Source organism: Cytobacillus sp. FSL R7-0696, assembly GCF_038006865.1.
GTDB classification, from domain to species: domain Bacteria; phylum Bacillota; class Bacilli; order Bacillales; family Cytobacillaceae; genus Cytobacillus; species Cytobacillus kochii.
Window position 1 is genome coordinate 2,782,148 of record NZ_JBBOWA010000001.1, and the last position, 17,611, is coordinate 2,799,758.

Below are 17,611 nucleotides of genomic sequence, written 5' to 3' on the forward strand. Positions count from 1 at the left end.
ACGCTAAGCAGAGATTGAATGCTAAAAAAAGTAGGAAAAAGCGCCTTATAAGTAAAAGGCGCTTAGCAAAATGCTACTGATTTTATAGAATATATCCGATTAATAATCCTATAGAAAGTAGTAATCCAAATACAGTGTTTGTTTGGGCAGTATTTTTCATTGCTGGGACCATCTCATATGCAATTGTCTTGCCTTTAAAGCCTTTAATGGCATTGATTGGTTTCGGCGCACTTAGCACTACGAGTGCAAGCCATGGTGAAACAATTTGCATTACAATTAAAATAAATACCCATATATATGAAACGATAAACATGGTTGCTAATAATTTTACGGCTTTTGGACGTCCGATTAAAATAGCTAATGTTTTTCGACCAAATTCCTTGTCCCCATCTAAGTCTCGTATATTATTAGAGAGCATAATACCTCCAACTAATAAAAGACTAGGAATGGCCACAAGAACACTTGTCGTAGTTACTGTACCAGTTTGAATAAAAAATGAGATTAAAATAAGTAACATACCCATAACAAAACCAGAAATAATTTCGCCAAAAGGTGTATAGGCAATTGGTAATGGCCCACCTGTGTATAAATAGCCAATAGCCATACCTAGAAGTCCAACAGCTGCTAACCACCAACTGCTATTCATGCAAATATAAATCCCTATCAAGATGGAAGCGCCGTATAACCCTAAAGCGGAGTTAAGCACAACATGTGGTTTAATCCCTTCTCTAACAATTGCTCCACCAATCCCTACAGACTCAGCTGTGTCATTGCCGCGTTTGAAGTCATAATATTCATTGAACATATTCGTTGCAATTTGAAGGAAAAGACTAGCAACCATCATGGCGATAAAAAGGCCAGCATCTATCGACGTTTCATAAATAGCCAATGCGCTACCTAGTAATACAGGAACAAAGGCAGCTGTTAATGTATGTGGACGTGTTAATTGCCACCAGATTTGCCATTTCTTCTTCGTAGAATGTGGCGTGTTTATATTAGGTTGTGTTTGCACTTTTTAGTACCTCCAATTAAGTCAAATAAAACAAATCACTTTCTTAAGTTTAGGTAATGTCCTATTAAGTGTCAATTGAATTTTGAAAGAAGCGAAGGAGGATATTTCCTACTAAAGAACGAACAGTGCTTATTTTACTCAAAATAATATATAATAAGGAAGTGTATTGATTGGAATGATTGACAGCATTTAAGCAAGAGGTGTATCTTTAATGAATGAAGAATAGCAGCTGATTGTAGCTGTTATTGGAGGGATTTTTTTGTTTACTTTACAGCACACAGAATTTAAAGAAGGGTTTATTGAAGCGTTATCGAAAGCACAACGAACGAACCATGATATTTTATTTAGTGAGGTTTGTGAGATCGATTGCATAGATCCTTTAGCTTTTTTTGGAGCAGGAAAAAAGACAGAACTAGGTGATCGGTTTTTTTGGACAGGTTCTGATAATGAGGTTGTAATAACTGGTGTTGGTATTAACTATTTATTTCAATCGGATCAGACTACTGACCGCTTTTTTTATGTGCAAAAAAAGTGGCAGTCATTGCTTGATGATGCAATAATCCATAATTCATACTCAATCGACGCGATTGGTCCAACATTATTTGGTGGATTCACTTTCGATCCTTTGAAAGAAAAGACCAAATTATGGAGTCAATATAAGCATACAGATTTTCATCTACCGCAATATATGTGCACGATTGCTGGTGGTCGTGCTTTTTTAACAACGAATATGCTTGTTCATCCAAACGATAGAGAAGAACGCATAGAGGATATGTTAGAGGAACGTAGGCAATTATTACAAAATGCTAAAATATTACCTACTAGGATCAATAACAAGGTGATTGCCCAACATGAGGTGGCGTCTGGGGAATGGAAGAAAGCTGTCGCGCAAGTAGTAGATGAGATGAGAAAAAACGTTATACAAAAAGTGGTTTTGGCAAGAGAAACGAGACTTACTTTTGCTCATCCTGTACAAATTGAAAGCGTCCTACAAAACCTTTTAGACAAGCAAAAAAACAGCTTTATCTTTGCCTTTGAGTCAGGGGCTGATTGTTTTATTGGAGCGACACCAGAACGGTTAGTGAAAAAACAAGGTCATACGCTTTATACGACTTGTTTAGCGGGCTCAATGAAAAGAGGAGAGACAAAGGAAGAGGATGATGCTCTCGGGAAAGAATTATTACAAGATGAAAAAAATCTCCAAGAGCATCAATACGTTGTAGATATGATTCGTCAAGGGATGGAAATGGTAGGTACAGAAGTCGAATTACCTGAGGGTCCTCAACTTTTAAAATTAAGAGATATTCAACATCTTTATACACCAGTTATTGCAGCAGCTAGTAAGGAAGGATCGCTCTTGGCAATTATAGAAAAACTCCACCCAACACCAGCTCTAGGTGGAGTTCCGACAGAAAAAGCTATAGAAGTCATTAGGGATTTAGAGATTTTGGACAGAGGATTATATGGCAGCCCAATTGGCTGGCTTGATTACCAAGGCAATGGAGATTTTGCGGTGGCATTGCGATCAGGATTAATACAAGATAATGAGGCTTCGATCTTTGCTGGCTGTGGCGTTGTGAAAGATTCTGAAGTTGAAAGTGAATATCAGGAAACGAAAATTAAGTTTAGACCAATGTTATCAGCGCTTGGAGGGGAACTGAAATGAGCCATCAACAGGCTTTAACTAAATACATTGCGGCTTTCATTTCTGAGCTAGTAAAAAATGGGGTAGAAGATGTGGTCGTCAGTCCTGGATCTCGTTCTACGCCCATGGCTATGGTAATGGCTGAGCACCCAGATCTTCAAGTCCATATCCATGTTGATGAACGTTCGGCAGCTTTCTTTGCTCTTGGAATAGCCAAAGGAACAAAACGTCCAGTCGCCATTTTATGTACTTCGGGTACTGCAGCAGCAAATTACTATCCTGCGATAATCGAAGCCTTTTACTCTCGAGTACCTCTACTTGTCTTTACTGCAGACCGCCCTCATGAACTAAGAGATATAGGCGCGCCACAAGCTATCGACCAAATTCAAATGTACGGAAAACATGTCAAATGGTTTGCAGAAATGGCACCACCTGAAAATGGGCCTTCGATGATTAATTATGTCCGTACGGCTGCTGTAAGAGCAGTTGCTACTGCGAAGAGGAATCCAGAAGGTCCTGTTCATATGAATTTTCCGTTTAGGGAACCGCTCATCCCTGACCTAAACGATCCGGAGATTTTCCTTAGCTCTTCTAGAGAAGAAAAGTATATGACAGTGTCATCATCTATTTTAACAGTGGATGATGCCCAATTTGATACTTTTGCGCAAACTGTTTCAACATATAATAAAGGAATGATTATCTGCGGACCTATAGATGATGCGGACCTTTCACTTAAGATTGTTGAACTTGGAAAGGCACTACAATTTCCGATTATTGCTGATCCACTTTCACAATTACGCAGTGGACGCCATGAACAAAGCCAAATCATTGATGCATATGATGCCATTTTGAAAAGTGAGACAGCGAAAGTTGAGTTGCAACCTGAATTAATCATTCGTTTTGGGGCGATGCCAGTATCGAAACCGTTGCTACTGTTTATGAAGCAGTATCCAGAAACGCGTCAATTAATTGTCGATGGTGGAGGAGGCTTCAGAGATCCCTCATTGTTATCAACAGATATGATTTATTGTGATGAGAAACAATTTTGTGAAGAACTGATTCTTCGTGCCAATGCTTTTGCTATTAAAGAGAATGGCTATCTTACTTTATGGCAGGACGTTAATGAAGTGGCAAAAAAAGAAATGGTAAAAGTGTTGGAGATTGAACAACTCAATGAGGGAAAGATATTTGCCCAATTAGGTCAGTTACTGCCTGAAGAGTCTACGGTTTTCGTTGGGAATAGCATGCCCATTCGGGATTTAGATAGCTTTTATTTTGTTAATAACAAATCTATGAGGATTATAGGTAATAGAGGAGCAAATGGTATTGACGGCACAATTTCCACAGCGCTAGGCGTGGCAATGCATACACAACCACTTTACTTAATTGTTGGAGATTTGACCTTTTTCCACGACTTGAATGGGTTGATTGCAAGTAAACTCTACCATATTCCTATTACGATTATTGTTATTAATAATAATGGCGGAGGGATTTTCTCTTTCTTACCACAATCAGAACACCCGAAGCATTTTGAATTATTATTTGGTACGCCATTGAACATAGATTTCTCACACAGTGTAACAATGTTTGGTGGAGATTATATAAAGGTGGAAGATTGGCAGCAGTTCTCGGAAGCAATTGCGACGGAGACATCTCATTTAAAGGTAATTGAGGTTATGACCAATAGAGAAAATAATGTAAAAGAGCATCGGAATTTGTGGGAATCTGTTTCCCGGGAAATAGATAAGAGAATAAAGGACGAAGAGTAATGGACTTTTTCTACAATAACGTGAAATATCATGTCGAAACTTTCGGTAATGGTGAACCAATCATGGCACTTCATGGATTTACAGGTAATAGCAACGGTTGGCGATTTTATTCAGAAATAATATCTGATCGAACAATCATTGCACCGGATATTATTGGTCACGGACAGTCAGAATCACCGGAAGATATTTCTCATTATCAGATTGAAGAGCAAGCGGCTATGCTTGCACATTTAATAAACCTTATGAAGATAAGTAAAGTTGATGTAATTGGCTATTCAATGGGGGGGCGTTTAGCCATTACCTTTGCTCTGCTTTTTCCAGAAAAGGTCCATCGCCTGATCCTTGAGAGTACAACACCAGGAATTAACTCTATTGAAGATAGAGAAAAACGTATGATAAATGATATGAAAATCTGTCAAATGATTAAAGATAAAGAAATAGAGGGATTTGTGAATTATTGGGAAAATATTCCTTTGTTCGCAAGTCAAAAGAAATTAACAGCACATAAGAGAGAGCAGGTACGTACGCAACGTCTGAGAAATAACCCCCAAGGGTTAATAAACAGTCTTATTGGGATGGGTACTGGTGCGCAACCTAGTTGGTGGACATCGATAGCTAAGCTTCAGATGCCAGTCCTTATTTTGACCGGTTCAATCGATCAAAAGTTTTGTACGATTGGTGAAGAAATGTCTATGCGTATTCAGCGTGCTACACATCAAACGATTGAAAAATCAGGCCATACTGTTCACCTTGAAAAACCTTTACAGTATGTGGATGAAATAGAGAAATTTTTATTGGAAACATCAACCTATTAGAAGAAAATGATGAAAAAAGGTGTGTTTTTCGTCAATTATTGCTAAAATATGATAGGAAGCACTATTTAAAACTACAAATTGAGTTAGTAATATAGAAGGAGGAATTCGAAATGTCAGCAGTAGAATGGGTAGCAGGCCGTAAGTATGAAGAAATTCTATATGAAACATATAACGGTATTGCTAAAATTACAATTAACCGTCCGCACGTACATAATGCGTTCACACCAAAAACTGTAATGGAATTAATGGATGCATTTGCATACGCACGAGATGATTCTAATGTAGGTGTAATCGTTCTTACAGGAGCAGGGGATAAAGCTTTCTGTTCTGGTGGGGACCAAAAAGTCCGTGGACATGGCGGATATGTTGGAGATGACCAGATTCCTCGTTTGAACGTACTGGACTTACAACGATTAATTCGTGTCATTCCGAAACCTGTCATTGCAATGGTAAAAGGTTATGCTATCGGTGGTGGACATGTTCTTCACGTTGTTTGTGATTTAACAATTGCTGCAGATAATGCTGTATTTGGTCAAACAGGCCCTAAAGTTGGTAGCTTTGATGCTGGTTATGGTTCTGGTTACTTGGCACGTCTTGTAGGCCATAAGAAAGCGCGTGAGATTTGGTTCTTATGCCGTCAATATAACGCACAAGAAGCTTTAGATATGGGACTAGTTAATACAGTAGTGCCACTTGAAAAAGTAGAAGAGGAAACGATTCAATGGTGTGAAGAAATTCTATCAAAAAGTCCAACTGCGATTCGTTTCTTAAAAGCTGCATTTAATGCAGATACAGATGGTCTAGCAGGCCTTCAACAGTTTGCTGGAGATGCAACCCTTCTTTACTATACTTCTGATGAAGCAAAAGAAGGAAGAGACGCATTTAAAGAAAAACGTGATCCGGACTTTGGACAATTCCCACGTTTCCCTTAATGAAATGATAAATGAGCAGCTTGATGGGATAACCATCAAGCTGTTTTGCCATTGTTTCTTTTTAGGATTCGTTGTGACTATATTAAAGAAGGTGTCTGTTTTGTCTAATCAAGAGATGCAAAATTTTATTTATAAACGCTTTTTATCTACACCGAAAAGAGAAGCATTTTATTACGAAGGAAAAAGTTATACTTTTGAAACCGTTTATCATGAAGCATATCGGTGGGCTGGTATTTTATCAGCAAAAGGAGTAAAGCAATCACAATTCGTCGGTGTACTGCTTAAGAATAATCTTCAATCAGTTTTCATTTTATTTGCTTTGCAACTTCTTGGCGTTAAAGCGGTAATATTAAACAGTAGACTAACGAGTAAAGAAATTATTTGGCAACTACAGGATTCGGAGTCTGTCTTTTTTATTACTGAAGAGGCTTTTAAAAAAGTTAGATCTGATGTTGAAATGGAAGTATCATCCCTTTGTTTACTTGTGAAAGAGGAAATCATGGATGATGATTACGAGGAGCCTATGATAGTAAGTGAAGTCCAATTAGATCATATTTGTACAATTATGTACACGTCAGGCACGACTGGTCATCCAAAAGGTGTAATGCAAACTTACGGTAATCACTTATGGAGTGCTGTTGGCTCAAGTTTAAACCTTGGGCTAAGGGATGATGATGTTTGGTTATGTGCTGTCCCGTTATTTCATATAAGCGGTTTCTCCATTCTTATGAGAGGACTCATATATGGTCATAAGATTGTACTACTTGATAGTTTCGATGCGGATAAAACGATTACACTGATCCGTGAGCAAAAAGTGACCATTATGTCTGCGGTCAGTACGATGTTGAAGAAAATGGTAGAACGTTTGCAACAGCAGCCGTTGCACGATTCATTTCGCTGTATGTTACTTGGAGGGGGACCGGCATCGCGTGCACTATTAGAAGATTCCGTTTCTTGTGGTATCCCGGTTTATCAAACATATGGGATGACAGAGACATCCTCACAAATCGTAACATTATCACCTGAGGATAGTATTAAAAAGTTAGGTTCGGCTGGTAAAGCCTTATTTCCTTCTCAAGTAAAGATATGTCGAGAGACTGGTGAAGTGGCAGAGGCGAATGAATCGGGTGAAATTTTTGTTAAAGGGCCGAATGTAACAAGTGGTTATTTAGGAAAAGATGAGGCAACTGCTGAAAAAATTCAACAAGGTTGGTTAGCAACAGGGGATATTGGCCTTCTAGATGAAGATGGCTTTCTTTATGTGCTTGACCGTCGCTCTGATTTGATTATTTCAGGTGGAGAAAATGTGTATCCTGCTGAAGTAGAAGGAATTGTTTCAGCTCATCCAGCTGTTGATGATACAGGTGTGATAGGTATGAAAGATTCCACCTGGGGAGAAGTGCCGGTAGCATTTGTTGTAATCAAGAAAAATGCAGAAGTTTCTCATAAAGAGCTCGAGGAATATTGCCAAGAAAAATTAGCGAAGTACAAAATTCCGAAGAGATTCTTTATTGTCGATGAAATTCCAAGAAACGCTGCTAAAAAAATCTTGCGAAGAGAACTAAGAAAAATGGTACAAGTATTTTAAAGGAGAAAATCCGAACGATTGTTCGGATTTTCTAATGAGATGACTTGATTAATTTCTTCAAATAAGCTATCTGCCCTATATGGTAAGCGTTGTGTGAAGTGACATTGGCAATGATTGCCCACCACTGGGCTGTAACAGGAAACCCTTCGACATGTTGATCCAATAATTCATTGGTTGTTAGGAGTTTTTGCCAGTGTTTTAACTTAACTAAGAGTGAAGCTTTTAAATCTGAAAAGCTTTTTCCTTTAGGAACGAAAAAGCTCCAATCATTATTTTCGATTCGTTGAACTGCCCCAACATTTTTTTCTTTAAAGCGAATATGCCAAACTTCATTCCAGTAAATGAGATGTTGTGTTATTTCGGCTATGCTGTGACTTTTATCGTTTGGCTTCATAAACGCTTCTTCTTCACTAATTTCATCAACCGTTTGCAAGAAGGGGGTATACCAACTAGGATCATCTGCATTTGCGGCTAACTGATCTAATAATACTTCTCTCGCCTCAGCCATTCATCTTCCTCCTAATGAATTTTTACTTTATGCAAAAGCTAGTATTCGTTTATGGGCAAAATATAAGCCGTTTCTTTGCCAAAATGATGTCCACTATCAATGAAGCCCACCGCTTTAAACAGAGCAATACTAGCATGATTTTCACGATGAATACCTGCAATAATAAGGGGTTTTCTAGCTAACTGTTTCATTTCTGTCATGATAAGTTTTAATGCTTGCTTGGCATATCCCTTTTGTTGATGACTATCGCAAATCATAATACGATAAATCCAATAACCATTCAGTTCTTCTAGCTGACGGTTATACATAACAAAGCCAATGATTTGCTGATTTACTGTAATCGCATAGGTTTGTAAAGTAGGTTCATACTGTTGTTGAATGATAGAGATAGCATTACTTTCCACAAATTTACTCTGCTCTGTTGTAACATGTAATGATGCCACTTCATACCAATTCTCTTTTGTGATTGCAGTTAAATGAATTTCACTCATAACGTGCACTCTTTTTCTTATTCGTTGTTTTCATACGTTTCTTTTCTTGTTTCGCACGTCGTTTCTCGAGCATGATTAACTCTCGTTCTAGTTTAAAGTAGCTACTAAGCCTCTTCTCAGTTATTTTACCCTCAACAATTGCTTGTTGTACGGCACAACCCACTTCTTTATGATGAGAGCAGTTTCTAAATTTACATTGCTCACTTAGTGCTTGAATATCTGTAAAGCTCTCCCCTATATTTATATCATCTTCCCAAAGTTGAAATTCACGCATTCCTGGGGTATCGATGATATATCCATCACCTAATTGAATTAATTCTCTATGGGTTGTGGTGTGACGACCTTTTTGATCATCTTCACGAATATTGCCCACCTTCATCCGATCCTCATTCGTTAGTAAGTTAATAAGTGTAGATTTTCCGACACCAGATGATCCCACAAATGTACCAGTTTTGCCTCCAATTAAGTAATCTTTGATGACCTCTACAGATTCGGGTTGAAACATGCTAACCATTGTGAAGTCGACGCCAAGTAGTAATAATTGATCTAAAATCCATCCTTTATCTTCACAAAGATCAGCTTTTGTTAAGACAATAATCGGTAAAGCTCCAGAATGTTGTGCTGCTACTAAATAGCGCTCGATTCTTGCTATATTAAAATCTTCATTCATGCTTGTAACAATGAATAAATAATCAATGTTGGTAGCGATAATTTGTTCCTTCACAGCAACACCGGCAGTTTTTCTTGAAAACTTGCTCGTTCGTGGTAAAACTTCTTTGATCATTGCTTTATCTTCATTTGGTAATTGGTGAAAGACAACCCAATCACCAACCGTTGGATAGTCCGCCTCATGTTGAACATGAAAGTGATAATTGCCAGGGAGGCTAGCGGGTAAAAAAGTTTGCTCTTTTGTCAATATTTTGTACATATGGTTATAAGCGATAGCAATTCGCCCGATGAGTTGTTTTTCATGGTTTTTTTTCAAATTCATTTCCTCCATTTTTGTGATAAATAAAAAACCTTATGACCCGCAATTAAAGGATCATAAGGTTTATCCGCACATAAATGAAAGAAAAGAATAATAGGGTATTAACCTATTTCCAATGAGCATGATAAATATGAAAACTTTAATTGCTTCGGTATGAAAAAGTTAATTAGATTCATCATGCTCACCCACTTTCAATATTTAGTAGCTTTAGTATATAATGATATTTGAAAAATAGCAATAATTATTTTTTTTAGAAAAAGGAAGACGCCTTTATATGTACGGAAATTACATATAAAAGCGTCTATAGGCTATTTCTTATTGAGGTTCAAACGTTTTACAGTCAGTTTCCTTGCTCGTAGATGCCTGGTCTCGATGGCTGACTACATAAATTTGATCAGCACCACATAGATTGCCTTTTTCCCAGAAAGTACAATTATTGACTTCACATAATACATCTTTTGCCATCATTTTCACTTCCTTTTAGAAAAATCTTCAGATGGATTTCGCCATCATCACTATTCTTACCATAATTGGCTGATGATATAATCATAAGTTTTTTCAAATAAAGGGAGAGTAAACTAATTATCACTAACGACTTTTCTGATTCAATTGTAAAGCTTGAGATGCCCATCAGATGTGCTTTATTAGTCCGGAACCTATATACGATATCTTTTTAAAAAAATAAGAACCAAAGCATTCATTTGCTCTGGTCCTACGATTAGTTAGTTTAAACCTTTTTCCAGGTTATCAATATTTCTTTCCATTAATGTAAAATAGTTTTCTCCTTCATTAATATCTGCTTCAGTTAAGACAGCAAGATTATGAAGCTGTAAGCTCTCGGCACCGATTTCAGATTGAACGATTTCAGTTAATTTAGAGCTAACATTTTGTTCGAAATAAATCGTGTCTAATGTATTTTCATTTGCTGTTTGAATAATATTCTGTAATTGTTTTTGGGAGGGTTCACTAGATGTGCTAAGCCCGGCCACACTTATTTGTTCTAATCCATAACGTGATTCCCAATAACCATAGGCTGCATGAGAAACGATGAATTTGTTTTTGTCTGCATTTTCAACCATTGAAGTAAATTTATCATTTAATTCATTAAGTTCTTCATTTAGTTTATCAAAGTTTGCAGTAAATTCTTCTTCATGCTCTGGAAGGGCAGTAATTAATTGTGTTTTGATTTCCTCTGCTAATTGCTGTCCGTATACTGGATCGATCCAAACATGTGGGTCAACATCGCCATGATCGTGACCATCATGATTATGACCATCATGGTCGTGTTCATGTTCATGATCATGATCATCGTGTTCGTGCTGCTCTGTGTTTTCTATTGCAAGATGTTCCCCAGCGGCAATCATTTTAACGCCTTCATTACTTAAGATATCTTTCGCTTGATCAACAAATCCTTCTAAACCAAGGCCCAAATAGATAAATAAATCAGAATCGGCCATTTTAATCATGTCCTTTTGTGAAGGTTCGTAAGTATGTTCATCAGAACCGGGAGGGTAAACAGTTTTTACATCAACAAGGTCTCCACCGATTCTTTCTGTGAAATATTGTAATGGGTAGACTGTCGTATAAACAGTTAACACTTCTTCTGATGATTGTGTTGTCCCCTTGTCACTCGCTGTTGAATTTGAGCATGCAGCAAATATGAAAATAAAAGGAATAAGTAAAATAAATAATTTCTTCATTGGTTTCTCCCCTTAATGTATCAAATCGTATTTGTTACGATTTATTTCTCGTATTAATCCGTAATCATTCCGATTCACATATGTAATCATACAAAAACTAAATCCAAAAATCAAGTATAAAATTTGTTAAAATGGATACTATTTTGTATCATAAAGGAAGAGCAAGCGATTTAACACATATTTAACAATATACGTAGTGGAGATGAAAAAAATGAGTCTTTTACAAGAGGTATTAGCATTTAATAAGGAGTTTGTGGAAACAGAGCAATATCGTGAATATGCCACAACGAAATATCCAAACAAACGAATGGTTATTTTAACATGTATGGATACAAGATTAGTGGAACTATTACCGAAAGCATTAAATGTAAAAAATGGTGATATAAAAATCGTCAAAACAGCAGGGGCACTTGTAAGTCATCCGTTTGGCAGTATTATGAGAAGTATTCTCGTTGCGCTGTATCAATTAAAAGCAGACGAAGTATTAGTTATCGGCCACCATGATTGTGGGATGAGTGGAATGAATGCCAATGCAATGATTGAAAATATGAAGGAAAGAGGCATTTCAGAAGAAACAATTTCTACTTTGAATTATTCTGGGATTGATATTGAGAGCTGGTTAGAAGGCTTTAATAAAGTAGAGGACAGTGTCTCACACAGTGTGGATATGATTAAGAACCACCCGCTGATTCCAGCAGTACCAGTACATGGTCTTGTCATCGATCCTAGTACAGGCAAACTGGACTTAGTAGTGGATGGATACGAGAGGAAATAAGTTACTTGCTTTGTTTGCGAGTTGGCCATTCTTCTGGCACGAAATCAACTCCACCAGGATGGAATGGGTGACATTTTAAGATTCGTTTGATGGTCAAATATCCGCCCTTGATTGCACCAAACCGTTTAACGGCCTCTAATCCATAATTGGAACAAGTAGGATAAAAACGACAAGTAGGTGGCTTGATGGGTGAAATGGCTACTTGATAGAATTTAAAAAATCCAAGCATGATTTTTTGTAACATATGAACCTTCCTTTGAAAAAGTTGCTCTTTTAGCACCAAGATATCATATAATAGGGTGAAAAGTCCAAATCATTGACTATGTATTTAAAGTTGATGAAATTAGTCGGATATTATAGTATAATGAAGGCAATGATGATAAAGGAGTGTATTTTATGCCATCAGTTGAAAGTTTTGAATTAGACCATAACGCTGTCAAAGCTCCATATGTGAGACATTGTGGCGTGCATAAAGTAGGAACAGACGGAAAGATTAATAAATATGATATTCGTTTCTGTCAACCAAACAAAGCGGCCATGAAGCCAGATTCTATTCACACACTTGAACATTTACTTGCGTTTAACATTCGAACACACGCAGAGAAATATGATCATTTTGATATTATTGATATCTCGCCAATGGGTTGTCAGACTGGCTACTATTTAGTTGTAAGTGGCGAGCCGACAGTGGAAGAAATTATCGACCTTTTAGATGCAACAATGAAGGATGCTGTAACAATTGAAGAAATACCAGCAGCAAATGAAAAACAATGTGGTCAAGCGAAGCTACATGACCTAGAAGGTGCAAAGAAGTTAATGAAATATTGGCTTTCTCAATCAAAAGAAGAATTAAAGCAAGTATTTGCTTAAATAGTTCTCCTTCCATCATTTTTGATGGAAGGTTTTTTATTTTTACTGAAGTGATTTGTTACTTCACCCACGCAAACAGAAAGTATAAACCTTCTCTGAACCAAGAGCCATTTTAAATCTAAAGGACGAAGAGAAATTAAATCTGTCACTCGTATAAAAGAATATCTACTCCAGTTATTACAGGTCATTTCCCTTCCACCTTTATTTTTTATTAAAATTCATCTAGATTTTAAGGAATAATTTCAGTTAGCAGTAAGATGTAGAATATAAGTCCGATAAGAAAAAAAGTGAGGGAAGCGATAAAGAATGGTCCTCTTCTAAATATAGTTGGTGGTTCTACAAATGGTGTAAAGCCCGTTTCTGCATGAGTTTTGGCATCTTGTTGCTCCTTGATGTAAGAGAGCCCTCCAGAAAAGTAAATGCTTGTGATAAGAAATACAATGCCCGTAAAGAACATGACTTCAATAAAGCGAACAGAAAACTGAGAAGAGAGAAAATAAGTGATACCTGTTTCGATGGCAAAGGTAATGAGGAAAATAGTCCAAAACTTTATCTTCATCAACATGACTCCTTTTTTATCCATATATTTCTATTTTATGTTATCGATGTCCATAAATCTATACCAAAATCACCGACTCACAGAATCGGTGATAGTAGGCGCGATATAGATTCCTTGAACTTAATATAAAAGGAACGGTTATTGTAATCATCTAATGTAAGGTTACGTGATACTCTTACATCATTATAGAAGCTAGCTGCTACTTCCTCAGCTATCTTGCGGTCATAAATAAAGGCATTGACCTCAAAGTTAAGTCTAAAGCTTCGAACATCGATGTTGGCTGTCCCAACAGATGCAATTTCATCATCAATGACGATTGTTTTCGCATGAATAAAACCATTATCATAAATTAGTACTTTTGCCCCGAGTTTTAATAATTCGCCAATGTACGAATAGGTAGCCCAATAAACAAACATATGATCAGGTTTATTAGGAATCATAATTTTTACATTCACACCTGACAAAACAGCTATTCTAAGCGCATCAACAACACTGGCATCAGGTATAAAATAAGGAGTTTGAATAAGAATGGTTTCTTTTGCAGACATAATCATTTTTATATAACCAAGTTTGATTTGTTCGAGTTCGTTATCAGGTCCACTTGCTACAATTTGCATAGGGATACGCCCCTTTGTAGTGATAGGGGGATAATACTCCGGTAAATAGTGAATATCATGACGATGAGAAGCTTGATTCCAGTCAAGTATAAAGCGTGTTTGTATCGCATAAACTGCGCTTCCTTCAATCCTTAAATGTGTATCTCGCCAATAACCGAATTTCTTATTTAAACCTAAGTATTCATCTCCAACATTAAAGCCCCCAACATAGCCAATTTTGCCATCAATAATCACTAGCTTGCGATGATTACGATAATTTAACCGAAAATTAATAAAGTGGAATTTAGAAGGAAAGAACGCCTCAACCTCTCCTCCAGCCTCACGTAAGCTCTTAAAAAACCGTTTGGTTAAACTTCTTGATCCTAAATCATCATATAAAATGCGGACCTTTACACCTTCACGGGCTTTTTTATTCAGAAGTGTGATTAGCCTTTTGCTTAATGCATCCCTTCTTAAGATATAGTATTGAAGATGGATATGGTCAGTAGCGCCTTCTATATCTTTAAATAAAGCATCAAACTTGTCTTTGCCATCCGTATACATTTGTATATCATTATCTTGCGTGAGTACAGCATCATTATTGACTAATTGCATATGAATGAGGTCATAATGATTTTGAACCTGCTCATTCTCTGCAGGCAAACTGCGATTATGAAGCGCTGATATTTGCATTTTGAGCATTTCATCAATGCCTATTTTCTTACGATCTTCCCATTGAAACATTTTCTTCTTTTTAGAGAAGTTTTGTCCGAATAATAAGTAAATGGCAAACCCGAGTAGCGGGATAAAGAACAAAACGAGTAACCATGCCCATGTGGATGCGGCATCTTTTCGTTCAAGAAAAATAACGACAATGGCAAGAATCATATTTAAAAGGTAAATGAGTCCAATAAATATGGAGTAAATATCCATAGAAGTGCAGATTCCTCTCAAAAAGTATTAGTGTTACTTTATATCCTTGTCCTCTTGATTGGGTGCCTTATCCTCTTCTGAAAGAGGTTTAGGTAGAGGATCTACGGTATGTTTGAATGTGTAAGCTTTGGATGTTGTCATTACACTTAAAATAAGGATTGTAAAGACAATAATAATTGATATCATAATGACAATAATATAAGTCATCAATAGTCTCCCCCTTTACAAAAGCTATTTTACCATTTCTCTCTTTTAATCTGAACTAAAATATCTTTCCTTATCCGATAGTTATGTGTTTGAAAATTGGATAAGCGGGTATCTTATAAGTGGAGGTTGATAAATATGAGCGAAAAATTAATCCAATCAGTAAACAAACAAGTAGCAAACTGGACTGTAATGTATGTGAAGTTACATAACTACCATTGGTATGTTAAAGGAAGCAACTTCTTCGTATTACATGAAAAATTTGAAGAACTATATAACGAAGCTAATGACCATATTGACGAATTAGCGGAAAGAATACTTGCTTTAGGTGGAAATCCTGTAGCAACAATGAAGGATTGCTTAGATACGGCTTCAATTGAAGAAGCAACAGGTAAAGAAGACGCAAGAGACATGGTACAATCTGTATGGAGTGACTTCGAAAAAATGTTAGACGAACTACAAGAAGGTATTGAACTAGCTGATGAAGCGAAAGATGAAGCCACTGGTGATATGCTGATTGCAGTTAAACAGAGTGTGAAAAAACATAACTGGATGCTTAAAGCATTTTTAGGATAAGCGGAAAAAAGATCTCTTTTAAGAGGTCTTTTTTATTTTTGGGAAATATAAATAAATGTGCAGGGAGAGACGATATGAAAGAATTTGAAAAGAGCCGAGTGTAAAGGAGATCTGAAATTGCGAACTTAAGAGGGCTGAAAAGTGCGGAGAATAGTTGTTAAACAAGAATACGAACACAAGGAAGTGTAAAGAATTGAGAACTCAAGCATTGACTCGACTAAGCTGTGGATTCTGCACAGATAAGTAGCGATTCGGGCAAAATCGCGACTAAACTATGGAACTCCGTCGAGATGAGTAGCGATTCGAACAAAATCGCGACTAAACTATGGAACTCCGTCGAGATGAGTAGCGATTCGGGCAAAATCGCGACTAAACTATGGAACTCCTTCGAGATGAGTAGCGATTCGAACAAAATCGCGACTAAACTTTGGATCTTCGTGGAGATAAGTAGCGATTCGAGCAAAATCGCGACTAAACTTTGTATCTTCGTCGAGATAAGTAGCGATTCGGGCAAAATCGCGACTAAACTATGGAACTCCGTCGAGATGAGTAGCGATTCGAGCAAAATCGCGCCTAAACTGTGGTTCTTCGTGGAGATAAGTAGCGATTCGAACAAAATCGTGACTAAACTATGGAACTCCGTCGAGATGAGTAGCGATTCGAACAAAATCGCGACTAAACTTTGTATCTTCGTCGAGATAAGTAGCGATTCGGGCAAAATCAAGACTAAACTATGGAACTCCGTCGAGATGAGTAGCGATTCGAGCAAAATCGCGCCTAAACTGTGGTTCTTCGTCGAGATAAGTAGCGATTCGAACAAAATCGCGACTAAACTTTGTATCTTCGTGGAGATAAGTAGCGATTCGAGCAAAATCGCGACTAAACTGTGGATTTTCGTCGAGATAAGTAGCGATTCGGGCAAAATCGCGACTAAACTATGTTTTCCCGTTGAGATGAGTAGCGATTCGAGCAAAAGCCCGACTAAACTGTGGAACTCCGTCGAGATAAGTAGCGATTCGGGCAAAATCGCGACTAAACTATGTTTTCCCGTTGAGATAAGTAGCGATTCGGGCAAAAGCCCACTAAACTGTGAATCACCGTCGAGATAAGTAGCGATTCGAGCAAAAGCCCACTAAACTGTGAATCACCGTCAGCGATTCCATCATCTTCCCGACTCAACGATGCATCTCATTCAGATGAGTCGTAATTCCAGCATTTACTTGAATCAACATCAAGCGAGAGAAGACCAAGATGCTTCTACCATGCCACTAACTAATTTGGCAATACAGCAGGGTTAAAGATAAATGGGTGAATATTCAGCTTCACTTTTAAACATGACACCAAGTTTAGCCTTATTTCCGAACCTATCCCTTTCTGTACCATGCCACTTTTGTATCCGAGGCCTATGTAGACTCAATGATAGTTTTGAGGCTTTGTAAAATCACTTTCTGCAAATTTTCCTTTAAGGGATTCAATAACGTAAAGACCCATTAAATTATATAGTTCTTGGTTATCCAGTTCTTGAATTAATGTAAGGATATCTTCTCGGGACATTTCCTCTAAGAAAGCAAACGTAAGCATATCAATATCTTCTTCGTCACCTGTAAGCTTATTACGATAATAGTCGTACAGTTCATCAATAATTTTCAT

Annotated in this window: 20 protein-coding genes; 8 read left to right on the top strand and 12 right to left on the bottom strand. The window is 37.2% G+C overall.

Annotation, left to right across the window (positions count from 1 at the left end):
* Positions 1-82: 82 nt before the first annotated feature.
* On the bottom strand, positions 83-1,012 hold the full coding sequence (locus MKX29_RS14555; RefSeq protein WP_224938850.1) for a 1,4-dihydroxy-2-naphthoate polyprenyltransferase: 930 nt from the start codon (positions 1,010-1,012) through the stop codon (positions 83-85).
* A gap of 259 nt (positions 1,013-1,271) precedes the next feature.
* On the opposite strand from MKX29_RS14555, the gene MKX29_RS14560 reads away from it, so the two are divergent.
* The 5 genes from MKX29_RS14560 to MKX29_RS14580 all read left to right on the top strand — a co-directional run bounded on the left by MKX29_RS14560 (position 1,272) and on the right by MKX29_RS14580 (position 7,761).
* Positions 1,272-2,678, top strand: a complete 1,407-nt coding sequence (locus MKX29_RS14560) for an isochorismate synthase (RefSeq protein WP_341106230.1) — start codon at positions 1,272-1,274, stop codon at positions 2,676-2,678.
* The gene (gene menD, locus MKX29_RS14565; RefSeq protein WP_341106233.1) at positions 2,675-4,426 is read left to right on the top strand and encodes a 2-succinyl-5-enolpyruvyl-6-hydroxy-3-cyclohexene-1-carboxylic-acid synthase; all 1,752 of its coding nucleotides are present in this window, start codon (positions 2,675-2,677) and stop codon (positions 4,424-4,426) included. Before MKX29_RS14560 ends, menD begins: the two co-directional genes overlap by 4 nt.
* Positions 4,426-5,241 (top strand): 2-succinyl-6-hydroxy-2,4-cyclohexadiene-1-carboxylate synthase, encoded by an 816-nt coding sequence (gene menH / locus MKX29_RS14570; protein ID WP_341106235.1) that lies wholly within the window; start codon positions 4,426-4,428, stop codon positions 5,239-5,241. The genes menD and menH overlap by 1 nt, the downstream gene beginning before the upstream one ends.
* Before the next feature lie 110 nt (positions 5,242-5,351).
* Positions 5,352-6,173 (top strand): 1,4-dihydroxy-2-naphthoyl-CoA synthase, encoded by an 822-nt coding sequence (gene menB / locus MKX29_RS14575; protein ID WP_095372144.1) that lies wholly within the window; start codon positions 5,352-5,354, stop codon positions 6,171-6,173.
* A 100-nt stretch (positions 6,174-6,273) separates the two neighbouring features.
* Positions 6,274-7,761: an o-succinylbenzoate--CoA ligase gene (locus MKX29_RS14580; RefSeq protein ID WP_341106238.1), complete on the top strand. Its 1,488-nt coding sequence runs from the start codon at positions 6,274-6,276 to the stop codon at positions 7,759-7,761.
* A 31-nt stretch (positions 7,762-7,792) separates the two neighbouring features.
* Here MKX29_RS14580 and MKX29_RS14585 read toward each other — a convergent pair whose 3' ends face one another.
* From MKX29_RS14585 to MKX29_RS14605, 5 genes are all read right to left on the bottom strand, one after another.
* Positions 7,793-8,269, bottom strand: a complete 477-nt coding sequence (locus MKX29_RS14585) for a DinB family protein (RefSeq protein WP_341106239.1) — start codon at positions 8,267-8,269, stop codon at positions 7,793-7,795.
* Between the two features lie 38 nt (positions 8,270-8,307).
* Positions 8,308-8,760 (bottom strand): GNAT family N-acetyltransferase, encoded by a 453-nt coding sequence (locus MKX29_RS14590; RefSeq protein WP_341106240.1) that lies wholly within the window; start codon positions 8,758-8,760, stop codon positions 8,308-8,310.
* Complete coding sequence (rsgA, locus tag MKX29_RS14595; protein WP_445662696.1) at positions 8,753-9,745, bottom strand: ribosome small subunit-dependent GTPase A; 993 nt, start codon at positions 9,743-9,745, stop codon at positions 8,753-8,755. The genes MKX29_RS14590 and rsgA overlap by 8 nt, the downstream gene beginning before the upstream one ends.
* A gap of 318 nt (positions 9,746-10,063) precedes the next feature.
* On the bottom strand, positions 10,064-10,213 hold the full coding sequence (locus MKX29_RS14600; RefSeq protein WP_095372149.1) for a DUF1540 domain-containing protein: 150 nt from the start codon (positions 10,211-10,213) through the stop codon (positions 10,064-10,066).
* A 257-nt stretch (positions 10,214-10,470) separates the two neighbouring features.
* Entirely contained in the window at positions 10,471-11,448 is a 978-nt protein-coding gene (locus tag MKX29_RS14605; protein WP_341106244.1) for a metal ABC transporter solute-binding protein, Zn/Mn family, read from the bottom strand.
* A 211-nt stretch (positions 11,449-11,659) separates the two neighbouring features.
* On the opposite strand from MKX29_RS14605, the gene MKX29_RS14610 reads away from it, so the two are divergent.
* On the top strand, positions 11,660-12,223 hold the full coding sequence (locus tag MKX29_RS14610) for a beta-class carbonic anhydrase (RefSeq protein ID WP_224938841.1): 564 nt from the start codon (positions 11,660-11,662) through the stop codon (positions 12,221-12,223).
* Between the two features lies 1 nt (position 12,224).
* Here MKX29_RS14610 and yidD read toward each other — a convergent pair whose 3' ends face one another.
* Positions 12,225-12,467, bottom strand: coding sequence for a membrane protein insertion efficiency factor YidD (yidD, locus tag MKX29_RS14615; RefSeq protein WP_095372152.1), 243 nt, complete (start codon positions 12,465-12,467; stop codon positions 12,225-12,227).
* Between the two features lie 152 nt (positions 12,468-12,619).
* Here yidD and MKX29_RS14620 point away from each other — a divergent pair, with 152 nt between their 5' ends.
* Positions 12,620-13,093 (top strand): S-ribosylhomocysteine lyase, encoded by a 474-nt coding sequence (locus MKX29_RS14620; protein WP_224938840.1) that lies wholly within the window; start codon positions 12,620-12,622, stop codon positions 13,091-13,093.
* Between the two features lie 229 nt (positions 13,094-13,322).
* On the opposite strand, the gene MKX29_RS14625 is transcribed toward MKX29_RS14620, so the two are convergent.
* From MKX29_RS14625 to ytzI, 3 genes are all read right to left on the bottom strand, one after another.
* Positions 13,323-13,652, bottom strand: a complete 330-nt coding sequence (locus tag MKX29_RS14625; RefSeq protein WP_341106248.1) for a hypothetical protein — start codon at positions 13,650-13,652, stop codon at positions 13,323-13,325.
* A 77-nt stretch (positions 13,653-13,729) separates the two neighbouring features.
* The gene (gene cls, locus MKX29_RS14630) at positions 13,730-15,181 is read right to left on the bottom strand and encodes a cardiolipin synthase (protein ID WP_341106250.1); all 1,452 of its coding nucleotides are present in this window, start codon (positions 15,179-15,181) and stop codon (positions 13,730-13,732) included.
* A 33-nt stretch (positions 15,182-15,214) separates the two neighbouring features.
* Positions 15,215-15,388, bottom strand: a complete 174-nt coding sequence (gene ytzI, locus MKX29_RS14635) for a YtzI protein (protein WP_095372156.1) — start codon at positions 15,386-15,388, stop codon at positions 15,215-15,217.
* Between the two features lie 135 nt (positions 15,389-15,523).
* Between ytzI and MKX29_RS14640 the strand changes: the two genes are divergently transcribed.
* Positions 15,524-15,961: a Dps family protein gene (locus MKX29_RS14640; protein ID WP_224938837.1), complete on the top strand. Its 438-nt coding sequence runs from the start codon at positions 15,524-15,526 to the stop codon at positions 15,959-15,961.
* A gap of 217 nt (positions 15,962-16,178) precedes the next feature.
* On the opposite strand, the gene MKX29_RS14645 is transcribed toward MKX29_RS14640, so the two are convergent.
* Together MKX29_RS14645 and MKX29_RS14650 are read right to left on the bottom strand one after the other, a co-directional pair.
* Positions 16,179-17,036 (bottom strand): hypothetical protein, encoded by an 858-nt coding sequence (locus tag MKX29_RS14645; protein WP_341106253.1) that lies wholly within the window; start codon positions 17,034-17,036, stop codon positions 16,179-16,181.
* Positions 17,037-17,374: 338 nt separating this feature from the next.
* Entirely contained in the window at positions 17,375-17,611 is a 237-nt protein-coding gene (locus tag MKX29_RS14650; RefSeq protein WP_224938863.1) for a DUF6154 family protein, read from the bottom strand.

What these genes read in the sequence shown, in the direction of transcription:
- menD (WP_341106233.1), top strand. Translation starts at nt 2,675, where the DNA reads ATGAGCCATCAACAGGCTTTAACTAAATACATTGCGGCTTTCATTTCT.
- menH (WP_341106235.1), top strand. Translation starts at nt 4,426, where the DNA reads ATGGACTTTTTCTACAATAACGTGAAATATCATGTCGAAACTTTCGGT.
- menB (WP_095372144.1), top strand. Translation starts at nt 5,352, where the DNA reads ATGTCAGCAGTAGAATGGGTAGCAGGCCGTAAGTATGAAGAAATTCTA.
- MKX29_RS14585 (WP_341106239.1), bottom strand. Translation starts at nt 8,269, where the DNA reads ATGGCTGAGGCGAGAGAAGTATTATTAGATCAGTTAGCCGCAAATGCA.
- MKX29_RS14590 (WP_341106240.1), bottom strand. Translation starts at nt 8,760, where the DNA reads ATGAGTGAAATTCATTTAACTGCAATCACAAAAGAGAATTGGTATGAA.
- MKX29_RS14600 (WP_095372149.1), bottom strand. Translation starts at nt 10,213, where the DNA reads ATGGCAAAAGATGTATTATGTGAAGTCAATAATTGTACTTTCTGGGAA.
- MKX29_RS14605 (WP_341106244.1), bottom strand. Translation starts at nt 11,448, where the DNA reads ATGAAGAAATTATTTATTTTACTTATTCCTTTTATTTTCATATTTGCT.
- MKX29_RS14610 (WP_224938841.1), top strand. Translation starts at nt 11,660, where the DNA reads ATGAGTCTTTTACAAGAGGTATTAGCATTTAATAAGGAGTTTGTGGAA.
- yidD (WP_095372152.1), bottom strand. Translation starts at nt 12,467, where the DNA reads ATGTTACAAAAAATCATGCTTGGATTTTTTAAATTCTATCAAGTAGCC.
- MKX29_RS14620 (WP_224938840.1), top strand. Translation starts at nt 12,620, where the DNA reads ATGCCATCAGTTGAAAGTTTTGAATTAGACCATAACGCTGTCAAAGCT.
- MKX29_RS14625 (WP_341106248.1), bottom strand. Translation starts at nt 13,652, where the DNA reads ATGAAGATAAAGTTTTGGACTATTTTCCTCATTACCTTTGCCATCGAA.
- cls (WP_341106250.1), bottom strand. Translation starts at nt 15,181, where the DNA reads ATGGATATTTACTCCATATTTATTGGACTCATTTACCTTTTAAATATG.
- ytzI (WP_095372156.1), bottom strand. Translation starts at nt 15,388, where the DNA reads ATGACTTATATTATTGTCATTATGATATCAATTATTATTGTCTTTACA.
- MKX29_RS14640 (WP_224938837.1), top strand. Translation starts at nt 15,524, where the DNA reads ATGAGCGAAAAATTAATCCAATCAGTAAACAAACAAGTAGCAAACTGG.
- MKX29_RS14650 (WP_224938863.1), bottom strand. Translation starts at nt 17,611, where the DNA reads ATGAAAATTATTGATGAACTGTACGACTATTATCGTAATAAGCTTACA.